13 protein-coding genes are annotated in these 13008 nt (G+C 41.3%); 6 read left to right on the forward strand and 7 right to left on the reverse strand.

From position 1 onward, the window contains the following. The first annotated feature begins 175 nt into the window (after positions 1–175). Positions 176–1408 carry an endo-1,4-beta-xylanase gene (locus tag VP98_RS18100; protein WP_052712294.1) on the forward strand — a complete coding sequence of 411 codons (1233 nt, stop codon included), beginning with the start codon at positions 176–178 and terminating at the stop codon, positions 1406–1408. A 207-nt stretch (positions 1409–1615) separates the two neighbouring features. Here the strand turns inward: VP98_RS18100 and VP98_RS18105 are convergent, their stop codons facing one another. From VP98_RS18105 to VP98_RS18125, 5 genes are all read right to left on the reverse strand, one after another. Further along, a complete protein-coding gene (locus VP98_RS18105) occupies positions 1616–2431 on the reverse strand; it encodes an ABC transporter ATP-binding protein (RefSeq protein WP_046176764.1) in 816 nt (271 codons plus the stop codon). Next, positions 2431–3462 carry a FecCD family ABC transporter permease gene (locus VP98_RS18110; protein ID WP_046176765.1) on the reverse strand — a complete coding sequence of 344 codons (1032 nt, stop codon included), beginning with the start codon at positions 3460–3462 and terminating at the stop codon, positions 2431–2433. The genes VP98_RS18105 and VP98_RS18110 overlap by 1 nt, the downstream gene beginning before the upstream one ends. Then, positions 3459–4493, reverse strand: a complete 1035-nt coding sequence (locus tag VP98_RS18115) for a FecCD family ABC transporter permease (RefSeq protein WP_046176766.1) — start codon at positions 4491–4493, stop codon at positions 3459–3461. Before VP98_RS18115 ends, VP98_RS18110 begins: the two co-directional genes overlap by 4 nt. Then, positions 4494–5567 (reverse strand): iron-siderophore ABC transporter substrate-binding protein, encoded by a 1074-nt coding sequence (locus tag VP98_RS18120; RefSeq protein WP_046176767.1) that lies wholly within the window; start codon positions 5565–5567, stop codon positions 4494–4496. It abuts the gene before it with no gap. A 368-nt stretch (positions 5568–5935) separates the two neighbouring features. Then, positions 5936–6358: a molybdopterin-binding protein gene (locus tag VP98_RS18125; RefSeq protein WP_046176768.1), complete on the reverse strand. Its 423-nt coding sequence runs from the start codon at positions 6356–6358 to the stop codon at positions 5936–5938. Positions 6359–6724: 366 nt separating this feature from the next. On the opposite strand from VP98_RS18125, the gene VP98_RS18130 reads away from it, so the two are divergent. Next, complete coding sequence (locus VP98_RS18130; protein ID WP_046176769.1) at positions 6725–8227, forward strand: malate:quinone oxidoreductase; 1503 nt, start codon at positions 6725–6727, stop codon at positions 8225–8227. Positions 8228–8419: 192 nt separating this feature from the next. Next, complete coding sequence (locus VP98_RS19145; protein ID WP_197076622.1) at positions 8420–8563, forward strand: hypothetical protein; 144 nt, start codon at positions 8420–8422, stop codon at positions 8561–8563. A 129-nt stretch (positions 8564–8692) separates the two neighbouring features. Here the strand turns inward: VP98_RS19145 and VP98_RS18135 are convergent, their stop codons facing one another. Further along, positions 8693–9367, reverse strand: a complete 675-nt coding sequence (locus VP98_RS18135) for an NAD(P)H-dependent oxidoreductase (RefSeq protein ID WP_046176770.1) — start codon at positions 9365–9367, stop codon at positions 8693–8695. 257 nt (positions 9368–9624) lie between these two features. On the opposite strand from VP98_RS18135, the gene VP98_RS18140 reads away from it, so the two are divergent. Further along, positions 9625–11172, forward strand: a complete 1548-nt coding sequence (locus VP98_RS18140; protein ID WP_046176775.1) for a bifunctional GNAT family N-acetyltransferase/carbon-nitrogen hydrolase family protein — start codon at positions 9625–9627, stop codon at positions 11170–11172. A gap of 137 nt (positions 11173–11309) precedes the next feature. Here VP98_RS18140 and VP98_RS18145 read toward each other — a convergent pair whose 3' ends face one another. Further along, positions 11310–11711, reverse strand: coding sequence for a DoxX family protein (locus VP98_RS18145; RefSeq protein ID WP_046176771.1), 402 nt, complete (start codon positions 11709–11711; stop codon positions 11310–11312). A 259-nt stretch (positions 11712–11970) separates the two neighbouring features. Between VP98_RS18145 and VP98_RS18150 the strand changes: the two genes are divergently transcribed. Both VP98_RS18150 and VP98_RS18155 read left to right on the forward strand, forming a co-directional pair. Then, a complete protein-coding gene (locus VP98_RS18150) occupies positions 11971–12606 on the forward strand; it encodes a nitroreductase family protein (protein WP_046176772.1) in 636 nt (211 codons plus the stop codon). A 45-nt stretch (positions 12607–12651) separates the two neighbouring features. Further along, the gene (locus tag VP98_RS18155) at positions 12652–12948 is read left to right on the forward strand and encodes a putative quinol monooxygenase (RefSeq protein WP_046176773.1); all 297 of its coding nucleotides are present in this window, start codon (positions 12652–12654) and stop codon (positions 12946–12948) included. Positions 12949–13008: the final 60 nt, after the last annotated feature.

Below are 13008 nucleotides of genomic sequence, written 5' to 3' on the forward strand. Positions count from 1 at the left end.
AGAATGCGGGCAGGAAATAATATTTATGATGACAAAAAAACTTTAATTTTTAAAACAAAAACTTTAATTTACTTTGTTTTCTTATTAAACTAAGTTTGTTAAAATTTATAAATAGTAATAAAGTGCTTTCTTTAATGGTCTTTACGAAAGCGCTTACCGAAATGGAGGGAATAAAATGGGGCAAACAAATGAATTGGCACATCGAATGGCGGGCAAAACAATTAAATTTGTGGATGCATCCGGAAATCCTGTTGCAGGCGAAGAAATTGAAATTAAGCAGGCCAATCATAAGTTCTTATTTGGCTGCGGTATTTTTGATGCAATCGATGTAGCAAACAAAAATGTACCGGCAGACAGACTTGCATTTCAGGAAGCCAAACTGGATAAGTTCTTGGACGTATTTAACGCTGCCACACTGCCTTTCTATTGGGGAACGTTCGAACCTGAAAAAGGAAAACCACGCACAAAAGAATTAAAAGCAGCCGCTCAATGGTTAAAAGAAAGAAACATAGCCGTAAAAGGACACCCGCTTTGCTGGCACACCCTAACTGCTCCATGGCTTCTTGATATGAACAATGAAGAAATCCTTAAAGCGCAGTTTGCTAGAATTGAACGGGAGGCAGCAGATTTCAATGGGCTCATCGATATGTGGGATGTGATCAATGAAGTTGTGATCATGCCCATCTTTGATAAGTGCGACAATGGTATTACAAGAATCAGTAAAGACCTTGGCCGTATCGGCATCATAAAAGAAATGTTTGCAAAAACACGCGAATATAATCCAGATGCGACACTATTATTAAATGACTTTAATACATCTATTAACTATGAAATCTTAATTGATGGCTGCTTAAATGCAGGTATCCAAATTGATGCGATTGGTATTCAGTCACATCAGCATCAAGGATATTGGGGACGTGAAAAATTAGAAGAAGTATTAAAACGTTTCTCACATTTCGGTCTTCCGATTCACTTTACGGAAAATACATTGACATCTGGACATCTCATGCCGCCTGAAATTGAAGATTTGAATGATTATCAGCTTTCAGAATGGCCTTCTACACCAGAATTTGAAGAGCGTCAGGCAAAAGAAGTAGAAGAAATGTATTCTATTTTGTTTAAACATCCTCTTGTGGGAGCGATTACAACCTGGTCCTTCAGCGACGACGGTGCATGGCTTGGTGCTCCTGCCGGGTTTATCAGAAAAGATAACAGCTCAAAACCAGCATATGAAGTTTTAAAGAAACTGATCAAAGATGACTGGTGTACAAATATAACTTCTAAAACGGATGACAACGGAATGGTAGCATTTGAAGGATTCCTTGGTGATTACGACCTTTTATGTGGTGGTAAGAAGGTAAGCTTCAGATTAGAGAAAAATGCTGAAACAGAACAGTTTGTAATCTAAATAAAACAAAGCTATTCCATTGTTGTCGGGAATAGCTTTGTTTTGATTCATTTTGTTTGATAAAAATATGATTATGTCTAACAGTAAAAATCAAGGTTCGAGGTCATCTCCGATGGCATTCGAACATTATATTTTACTTTTATCTGCATAGGCCGCGGAAAGTACTGGCTTGCCGCGGCCTATGCAGGGTTGTTAATCTTTCTTTAGTTAAGAATACATTCTTAGTTTATTATGATATCGTCCGATTGGCACTACAGAAGGAGAATCCGAAACGGGGTCTTTTACCACAGTGCAGTGAAGACCAAAAACGTCTTCAATCAATTTGCTTGTTATGACCTTTGCTGGCTCGCCTTCTGCAACAAGCTTTCCATGATGAAGAGCAAAAATATGGTCTGCATAACGTGCGGACAGGTTGATGTCATGAAGAACCATCACAATTGTTGTTCCGTATTTTCGGTTAAGATCTGTCAGCAGGTCAAGAATTTCAACTTGATAGGTGATATCTAAATAAGTTGTCGGTTCATCAAGAAACAATATGTCTGTTTGTTGCGCGAGAGCCATGGCAATCCATACACGCTGTCTTTGGCCGCCTGAAAGCTCATCGATATTTCGGTCAGCAAATTCAGTGATGTTCATCATGTCCATTGCTTCAGCAACAGCTTCATAATCTTTTTTTGTCCAGCCTTTTAAAAACGTTTGGTGCGGATATCTGCCTCGTCCAACTAAATCTGCAACCGTTATTCCCTCGGGAACAATAGGTGATTGAGGCAAAAGTCCTAATACGCGAGCCAGCTGCTTTGGCGGAATTTTATTAATTGGTTTTCCGTCCAGCGTAACCTGACCAGAAGCAGGTTTAATAAGTCTGGCCATTGTTTTAAGCAATGTAGATTTACCGCAGCCATTGGCTCCGATAATAATGCTTATTTTATTACTTGGAATTGAAATACTTACATCATGCAGAATGGTTCTATTATCGTATCCGGCAGTGATTCCTTCAGATTGAAAAGTATGTGTCGGTTTCATTATAAATCTCCCTTACGATTCATTCGGATTAGCAGGTAGATCAAATATGGCGCTCCAAGAATGCCTGTGATGACACCTACAGGGTATCTAGCAGCGAATGCGAATTGTCCAATAAGATCTGATGCTAAAACTAAAATGATGCCAACAAGACCTGCTGGAATAATAGTTGAAAATCCGGCACCAACCAGTCTTTTTGCAATAGGCCCGGCAAGAAATGCGACAAATGCGATTGGTCCTGTTGCAGCAGTAGCTAGCGCAATAATAAGCACGGAACTGATAATAAGCGCAAGTCTTGTTTTATCAGTATTGACTCCAAGCGAGGTTGCTGCCTGCTCTCCAAGTTCTAGCATATCTAGTCGTTTCCCGAGCATAATGATAATTGGCCCGAAGATAAGAACGGTAATGATAAGAGGGTAAAGGTTCTCCATTTTAGCTCCGTTTAAACTGCCGCTCAGCCATCTCATTGCAGTAGGAATATCATGCTGCTGGCCAATAAGTAATAAGTAAGATATCACAGCATTCAGCATTGCTTGAATTCCAATTCCAATTAATATTAATCTGCCAATTGAAAAAGAAGCCCCTCTTGATAATAGAAAAATGACTATTACTGTGGCAAGCCCGCCAATAATAGAAGCAATAGAAACAAAGGCATTACTTGCATGAAGGACGATGATGCAAAAAACAGCAGCCGCACTTGAACCGGCTGTTATTCCGATAACATTTGGATTTGCCAGGGGATTACGAAGCATTGTTTGAAAGACAGTTCCGGCAACACCAAAAGCAAATCCAGCAAAAATACCTGCAACCATCCTTGGAAAACGTATCGTCCCAACTGCAAATGATGCCCCTTTTACTTTCTCACCCAGTAGAACACTTATTACATCTGAAAAAGGATAAATGGTGTTTCCCAGCATAAGCATCGTGCAGCAAAGAGCGAAGGAAATGATCGCAAGCAAGGAAGTCACAAGGAAAAAACGACGACGTCTCTTTGTTCTGCCTGCTATAATAAGATGCATTGATTCATTCATCATAACGTACGCATTTTCGCTTTCATAGTTATTAAGATTAAAATAGGTGCTCCAATAAATGCTGTAACTACACCAACTTCAAGCTCACCGGGACTTCCTAGAATCCGGCCGCATACATCTGATATAGTCAGTATAATTGCACCTGACAGAGCGGACATAGGGATAATATATCGTAAATCAGGACCAATAACGAGTCGAATCATATGTGTTGCCAATAAACCGATAAAGCCAATAGGACCTGCCAGCGCTGTTGCCGCCCCGCATAACAGCACTCCTCCAAATGCGGCCACAAGTCTAAGTGTTCCGGTACGTACACCCAATCCTGTAGCTGCTTCATCACCTAACGCTATGGCATTTAGTGCGGGTGCTGAAAACAGGGCGATTAGTATTCCAACAATAAGAAAAGGAATAAATACAGAGATAGAGTTCCAATTTCCGGCTCCAACACTGCCTACCTGCCAGAATCTAAATTGATCCATAACGTTTGAGCGGGGGATCATAATGGCCATTACGAGAGATGATAACGCAGCACTTGTAGCGGCACCCGCTAAAACGAGTTTAAGGGGCGTGGCACCGCCACTCCCCATGGAACCAATTCCGAATACAAAAATGGCAGTTATGATTGCTCCTGCTAACGCCAGCCAGATATATTGGCCCGCAGTACCAATATTGAAAAAGGAAATCCCGCAAACAACGAACAGTGCTGCTCCTGTGTTGACTCCTAATATACTGGGATCTGCAATAGGATTGCGGGTGACTGCCTGCATTAGAGCCCCAGAAACTCCTAATGCAGCGCCACACATAAGACTAAATACAGTTCTAGCAATTCTCTGGCGGACAACATTTGCTCCGTGGGACTGTACATCAGGATGAAACAAGCCATCCATCAGCTCATTCCATCCAACTGCACGAGACCCGAAGGCAAGAGAAGCCAATACACATATACCGAGTAGAACAATAGAAAGTATCAATACTTTTATGAAATTTTTCGGTATAAGCAACTGCTTATTTTCAGAAACGGCTGTATTATTCATTTATTTCACTTTGTTTGCAGCTTCTGAAAGTAAAGTTAAGTACTCATCAATTGAATATTCAATTGCAAGTGGACTTGGAGTTCCTGCTGCTGCAAGTGGAGTGTTATCCCCAATAATAACAACAGAGCCTCTCTCTACCGCTGGTATTTTTCCGAGAATTGGATCAGCTTGCAGGGCTGCAAGTGTTTTATCATCACCATATGATACCAAAATTTCAGCATCGTTAAGCATATCTGCATTTTCAGCACTTACTTCTATATAGAAACTATTTGGATCGGTTATTTCACTTGTAATACTTTCAGGATATTCCATCCCTAACTCCGTAAGGAACTCACCACGCGGGTCTGCTGGTGAATAGACGAAGAACTTGGACAGATCGGCGCCATCAAGGCTTATGAATGCAGCTTTTTTACCTTTAATTTCAGGATATTCACTTGCTTTATCTTCAATTAATTTCTCTGTATCAGCAATAAGTTGTTCGCCTTCTTTTTCCATGCCCATACCCATTGAATTGTATGTAACTTGTTCACGCCATGAAGCTACCCATGGGCTGGTTTGATAAGCAACAACTGGAGCAATTTCACTTAATGTGTCATATTCTTCTTGAGTAATACCCGAATATGCCGCAAGAATCACATCTGGATTAGTATCTGCAATGGCTTCTAAATCTAAACCGTCCGTATCCTGGAAGATAGTTGGTGTTTCTGCGCCAAGCTCTTTTAATTTCTCTTGAGTCCAGGGTAACATTCCGCTGTCGTCCTGAACACCGTAGTTTGCAGCTGAGAAACCTACAGGCACAACGCCAAGAGCAAGAGCAACATCGTGATTTGACCATGCAATCGTAGCAACACGTTCAGGCTTTTCTTCAATTGTAGATTCGCCAAATGCATGCTTGATTACGATCGGATATTCCGTTTTTGCATTTCCGGAATCAGCTGTTTCCGTTTTAGATGCTTCATCCGAAGCTGGTTCGGATTGTGAACTTGATTGCTGGCTTGAACAACCGGCTAGCACAATCATAAGCATAGCAACCAGTAATGTTGTAAATAATGAAATTTTCCGTTTTTTATTCATTTGTATACCCTTTCCTAATATAAGTTTATTTGATAATAATTATCATTATCATCAATATATATCCTATTTGATAGGCTGTCAATACATTATTGATAATACAACGCAGGCCATAACTATGAGAATTAAAGATCGTAGAAGGAATTCAATAAGAGAGAAGGGAGAATTCCTTCTATTAAGGAGAGCCTTCTTGATGAAGAGATAAATGAAGAAAAGAAAGATATAGGAGACCGTTTTAATAGAAGATCAACTGCATTGAGTAATCGGTATAAAACCGGATATGATGGGATTAATAGGGTCTATAAAGTAGTTCAGAGCAGAAATGCAGCTTCCTGCTCTGATTATTTATAAAAAGAAAGAGCCACTTTTTGCTATTTTACTTTGACATTGATTTTATCAATAGCATTATACCCGTAACCTTTTTTATTCCAAAAAGGTACTGCTGGCTGGGTTCGGCCATATGAATCCGTTGCTTTTGACATAATCATATACTCAGCTTTCCTTAATACAGTCCATTCATAAGACCATGCTTTCCAGCCGTAACCGGCATTTTTAGCAGGCTCTAATTTTGCATTCAGCCAGGTGCTCCCGCCGTCTACACTTATTTCTGTCTTTGTAACAAAGCCTTTGCCTGTCCAGGCGATTCCTTTAATTAACTGCTTGCTCCGCCTGTAAAATAATTTATTATCGATAATATCAGTCTTGATAAACTGAATAGGTGTCTCCTGGTTTTCCGGTTGCAGACTGCGTGTCAATAAATATGGATCTGCTTTATAGCGGCTTGAACGGTCCATAACTTCCTCCTGAGTAAAAAAGCTCATAAAGCATGTATATGAACCATGCATTCCAATTAGGTGAGGTACAATAAATTAAATGAATGCGTCACCATTTTTTATTTACATGAGAGATTTTTTGTTTTTTTCTGCCGCCAATGTTCTTTCTTCCAATACCTTGTCCATCTGTGATCAGGCTTTCTACTTCTCTGCTAACTGTTAAATAACTTATAATTATCAGATAACAGTAGATATTTTAACCCATAAATTATTATAATAGAATATGGTATGGTTATAATGGAAACAAAAAGGTGTGTAAACAGGCCGCGCCTTGCTTTTTGTGACGCCGAAGTTTTTTGCAAATATTAGGGGATAAGGAAGGGTATAATGAGCAGCATACAGAATAAAACAGACGTTATCTTAATTGGTGCCGGAATTATGAGTGCGACTCTGGGGACACTTCTAAAAGAATTAGCGCCGGACTGGAAAATCGAAGTATTTGAAAAGCTCTCAAAAGCCGGAGAGGAAAGCTCTAACGAGTGGAACAATGCAGGAACTGGGCATGCGGCACTGTGCGAGCTAAACTATACGGTTGAAAAACCGGATGGATCTGTAGATATTAGTAAAGCGATAAACATTAATGAGCAGTTTCAGGTTTCCATGCAGTTTTGGTCCCATCTTGTAAACTGCGGGCTGATAAAGAATCCCCAGGATTTTATTATGTCATTGCCGCATATGAGTTTAGTGATGGGAGAAGAAAATGTAGCGTTTTTGAAAAAACGTTTTGAAGCGCTCTCAAAAAATCCATTGTTTCAGGGGATGGAATTTTCTGATACTCCGGAAAAGTTAATGGAATGGATTCCGCTTATTATGCAAGACCGTCCAACGAGTGAACCGATAGCGGCAACAAAAATTGATTCAGGAACCGACGTCAATTTTGGCGCCTTAACGCGCATGCTGTTTGACCATCTTGCAAGTCAAAATGTCAATATAAACTATAAACATAGTGTCAATGATATTAAACGCACCAGCGATGGCCTGTGGGAATTGAAAGTTCGAAACCTTGACACGGGTGCGGTTGAACGCCATACGGCAAAATTCGTCTTTATTGGAGGCGGAGGAGGAAGCCTGCATTTACTGCAAAAATCCGGTATTCCTGAAGGAAAGCATATGGGAGGGTTCCCGGTAAGCGGAATCTTTATGGTATGCAACAATCCAGATGTTGTGGCGCAGCATCACGCAAAAGTATATGGAAAGGCGAAGGTCGGCGCTCCGCCAATGTCTGTGCCGCATCTTGATACAAGATTTATTGATGACAAAAAGTCACTGCTGTTTGGGCCGTTTGCCGGTTTTTCGCCAAAGTTTTTAAAAACCGGTTCAATGCTTGATTTGGTCACCTCCGTAAAACCGGATAATCTATTAACCATGCTGTCGGCAGGGGCTAAAAATATGTCATTAACAAACTACCTAGTCCAACAAGTGATGTTATCAAAAGAAAAACGAATGGAAGAGCTGCGTGAATTTATCCCGAATGCCAAAAGTGAGGATTGGGATTTGGTGGTAGCGGGCCAGCGTGTGCAGGTAATTAAAGACACGGAAGCTGGAGGCAAAGGGACGCTTCAATTTGGAACGGAAGTGGTCACAGCCGCTGATGGTTCAATAGCAGCATTGCTTGGCGCTTCTCCAGGGGCTTCTACCGCAGTTCATGTTATGCTGGAAGTCATCACAAAATGTTTCCCTGACCGTATAAAAGAGTGGGAAGCAAAAATTAAAGAAATGATTCCTTCTTATGGTATGTCATTAATGGAAAATCCGGAGCTTCTGCGCGAAGTTCACACATCAACAGCACAAGCCCTTGGGTTAAACGAAAAAAAGCCAGCTTTCAGCTGATTCTTCGAGTGTAGAAATAAAGATATAAAAGTAAAAAGTCGAACCTTTAATCTCTATTCCAGGATTGAAGGTTTTTTTATTTACAATTGGAAAAGCTGCGAAGAACCCGGCTCCAGGAAAGCCGTTCTGTTAAAGCGCCTGTATAATGCAAAAAAGTCCGGGGAAGCTAAAGAGAAAAGGAGGATTTAATCGATGAAAAAGTTTCTATTATCCCTTTTCTTAACCTTTTCTGTTCTTTCAGTGGCGGGCTGTGGAAATGATGAGAATCCTGATGAGGGAGAGCAAATTGAAGAGGAAGAAGATGAAATGGGAGACGGCGAAGTAGATGATGAATAATGGTTTGCCTGCTGTTTAATAAAGAAGCATGCCCCTCATTAGGCGCTGAAATAAAGCTGAGAAATAAACCGAGAAGAGCTGCTTGAGAAAAGGTCCTCAGGCAGCTCTTTTTCATTAAAGAATGATTTTTTATTCAATCCACTGAACGATGTCTTTCATTTCTTTTCTTGTTTTGGGGCGCGGTTCATTTTTCCGGTAGCCAAATGCTGCCATAACAGAGACAGCTAAATGCCCGTCTTCAAGCAAATTTTCTTCTTCTAACAGCTTTTGCACTTTTTCAAAGTGAAAACCTTCAATTGGACAGGAATCAATGCCAAGTAAAGCAGCGGTCGTCATCATGTTAGCGAGGGCAATATATGTTTGCTTTCCGGCCCAATCGAGCATGGTGCGTTCGTTTTCCAGCAGATTAAGGTCTTCTTCTTGAAATGATTTGTAACGGTCTTTGATTTTATCAAATACTTCAGCGGGGAATTTTTTCACATTCAGCATTTGATTTTTCACGTATTCTGAATCATATTTTGTGTCCTTGATTGTTCGGGCAAGAATGATCACGAAGTGGCTTGCAGTCGGCAGCTGCCCCTGTGCTCCCCAGGAAACTTCACGCAATTTTTCACGAAGGTCAGAATTCTGGACGATTAAAAACTTCCAGGGCTCATAACCGACGGAGCTCGGCGACAGGCGGGCTGCTTCTAAAATAACCTCAAAATCCTCTTTTGCTATCTTTTTTTTCGGATCAAATTCTTTGGTTGCGTGTCTAAATTCAAACGCATGTAAAATATCCTGTTTTGTGACGGAATGGTTCATAAATATGTAAAAACTCCTTTTGCCTTCATGTTTTTGCATACGTAGTATGCCCGCAGGTACTTCGTTTATAACAAGAACTAGTATAGAGAAGGAACGGGAAAAAGAAAAACGGTTTGCTTAAAAACGGAAAAGCCGTTTCATTTCCGTGTCCGCATAAGAGAAAAAGAGAATTTTAGTTTATGCCAGCAAAAGAAAGGGTAGGTAAAGGAAGGCCTATTTTACCCAAAACGTTACATACTGAAAAAGGACGTGGAAGCATGTCGGAAACGGATATATCAAAATACGAGAAAAAAATTATTGTCCGCAATATACGATATGAAGATATTGACGAGATTATGAAGCTCTGGAATCGCTGCTTTCCGGGCATGGAGCCGTGGAAGCGGGATCAGCTGGAAAGCCATATCAGGATTTTTCCAGAGGGCCAGTTCTGCGTAGAATACGAAGACAAAATTGTAGGCTCCTGTTCAAGCCTTATTGTGAACTTTGATGAATATGACGACCAGCATACCTGGAACACAATTACAGACGACGGGTATATCACCAACCACGATCCTGATGGATTCAACTTATATGGGATTGAGGTAATGGTAGACCCGGAATACCGCCGGATGAAAATCGGGCACCGCCTTTATGAGGCACGAAAAGAACTGGCCCGGCAATTAAATCTGCAGAGCATTATTATTGGCGGAAGAATTCCAAATTACCATAAATATAAGGACAGGCTGACACCGCGTGAATATGTGACGGCTGTTGAGAAGCACAGCATTTATGATCCCGTGTTGTCCTTTCAGCTTCTTGAGGGGTTTACGATTAAACGGATTAATACACGATATCTCCCGGATGATGCGGCCTCTGAATCATTCGCTACACTAATGGAATGGAATAATATTGACTATCTTCCCAAGTCGCGCCGTGTGTACCGTGCTTCTTTTCCGGTGAGAATTTGTGCCATTCAATACATGATGAAGAAAATTGATTCATTTGAAGATTTCGCCCGCCAGGTTGAGTATTATGTCGACGTGGCGGCTGACTTTGGGTCGGATTTCGCCGTTTTTCCAGAACTGTTTACGACGCAGCTGATGTCCTTCCTTGAAGAAAAACGGCCGGACCGGGCTGTTCGGCGGCTTGCTACATACACTGACCAATATATCGAACTGTTTACAGAGCTGGCTGTTCGGTACAACGTTAATATCATCGGGGGATCGCACTTCGTAGAAAATAACGGAAGTATTTTTAACGTAGCTTACTTATTCCGCCGTGACGGAACCATTGAGAAGCAAGAAAAGATTCATGCCACACCGAATGAGCAAAAATGGTGGGGCATCGCGGAAGGGAATAAAATCGAAGTGTTTGACACGGATTGCGGAAAAATTGCCATCCAGATTTGCTATGATATTGAGTTTCCCGAGCTTGCCCGTATTGCTGTTGATCAGGGGGCAAATATTATTTTTGTTCCATTCTGCACAGACGATCGGCAGGGATATCTCCGTGTCCGCTACTGTGCGCAGGCACGAGCTGTTGAGAACCAGGCATATGTCTGCCTTGCCGGAACGGTCGGCAACTTAACCCATGTAGAAAACATGGATATTCAATACGCCCAATCCGGTATTTTTTCGCCTTCGGATTTTGGATTCGCAAGAGATGGGATTGTTGGAGAATGTGATGCAAATGTTGACACGGTAGTCGTTGGTGATGTGGACCTTGAAAAATTGCGGCGCTCCCGGAACGCAGGTTCAGTGAGGCAGCTGCGCGACCGCCGGCGTGATTTGTACCGAATTGAGCTCAAGGAATTAAAGTCAGAATAAGCCGGGAACAGCTATGCTTGCAAAAAAAGACTGACGATAAACCGTCAGTCTTTTTCATTTTATTAAAAGAAGAGACTGTCTGTATCTTCTTCAGATTACATCCAAGCAGCAATACTCCAGCAGCTGTAAAAAGCTTATCAAGGCTTGTAAAGCAAAACAAGGTCACCGGGACCGATTAAAGCGACACCGACAGCAACAGCAATTAAAACAAAATTATATTCAAAGCCGCCATTATTAGCCCAGTATCCGTTTTTGCCGTGCACGGTGAAAATGGCATCGATCATCACAATAACAATCATGATCGCCCCCAGCCAGGAAAGAACGCCCGCTGCAAAAAGCAGTCCGCCTATCAATTCGAACAAACCTGCAAGTATCGCCCAGACCTTTGCGCCTTCTTTAATGCCTACTGCCTCAAGAAAGCTTCCTGTTCCGGATATACCCGTGCCTCCAAACCAGCCGAATAATTTTTGGGCACCGTGCCCTACAAAGGTTAAGCCAACAACGAGCCGAATAAGTAACAGTCCAATATTTACAGCCATACTTCTGCCCTCTTCCGTTGAATATATTTCCAAAAAGGAATTTCCGGCCTTCCAGGTAGATTATTTTAAGAAATAAAGGCCATTTTTATTCTAACGCTATTCGCCTTTTGAAGAAAGAAGGCTGCCTATTGAGGAGTGATTCATAATGCTTTATTTCGTCCCAAAGTATAAAAGTATAAATAATTTGTAAAATAAGCGTGACAGGTTTAACATGAATTGCAGTTAAGATTACTCAGATGCAAAGAGGAGATTTTCAGCAATGACTACACAAAAAACAAATGACTTCAATAAAATTGTCAAAGAGCGCCGTTCCATTAAAAATTATGATCCGTCCGTGAAAATCAGCAGGGAAGAGATGACGGAAATTCTTGAGGCGGCGACTACAGCTCCTTCTTCCGTAAATATGCAGCCCTGGCGGTTTCTGATTATCGAAAGTCCCGAAGCAAAAGAAAAACTGGCTCCGCTTGCCCGATTTAACCAGAACCAGGTTCAAACATCGGCTGCTGTAATTGCTGTTTTTGGAGATATTAATAACTTTGAAAAATTTGAAGAAATCTATGGTCAGGCAGTAGAAAAAGGATATATGCCTAAAGAGGTAAAAGAAGGAATCTTCAACTCGTTTTCCGGTTATTTTGAAACCATTTCACGGGAAGAGATGGAAGATGTTGTGCTGGTTGACGGCGGCCTTGTGTCAATGCAGATTATGCTTGCTGCCCGTGCATACGGATATGATACCAATCCTATTGGCGGGTATGAGAAAGATAAAATTGCTGAAGCATTTGGATTAGAGAAAGACCGATACATCCCGGTAATGCTTATCTCCATTGGCAAAGCAGCAGATGAGGGACATCAATCTGTCCGTCTTCCAATTGAAAAAGTGGCCCAGTGGAAGTAAAACTAGGCCGTATACTATGTTAGCAAAAGAAAAGGATGGTATTTTATGATTATTATTCATGCAGAGTTTCAAGTCGATCCAGCAAAACAGGCTGAATTCTTAGAAGGGCTTCAGCCGCTGATTGCGGCTTCACGCGAGGAAAGCGGAAATATTTCGTATACTCTTCATAAAGCTGTAGAAAAAGAAAACACGTTTACAATGGTCGAAGTGTGGCAGGATGAAGAAGCGGTTGCCTTGCACAATAAAAGCGAGCACTTTACATCGTTTGTCAGTCAGGCAAAGAATTTTCTGGCTGCACCATTATCGGTAAAAGCATATGCGGGGCAGCCGATAGAATTATAATTTTACAAAAGAGCAGTTTTGCAGCATCAGCAAGTTAGATAATGAAAGTGAAAAAAGTAT

It is taken from the genome of Domibacillus indicus (assembly GCF_000970685.1).
In the GTDB taxonomy this organism is placed as follows: Bacteria; Bacillota; Bacilli; order Bacillales; family Domibacillaceae; genus Domibacillus; species Domibacillus indicus.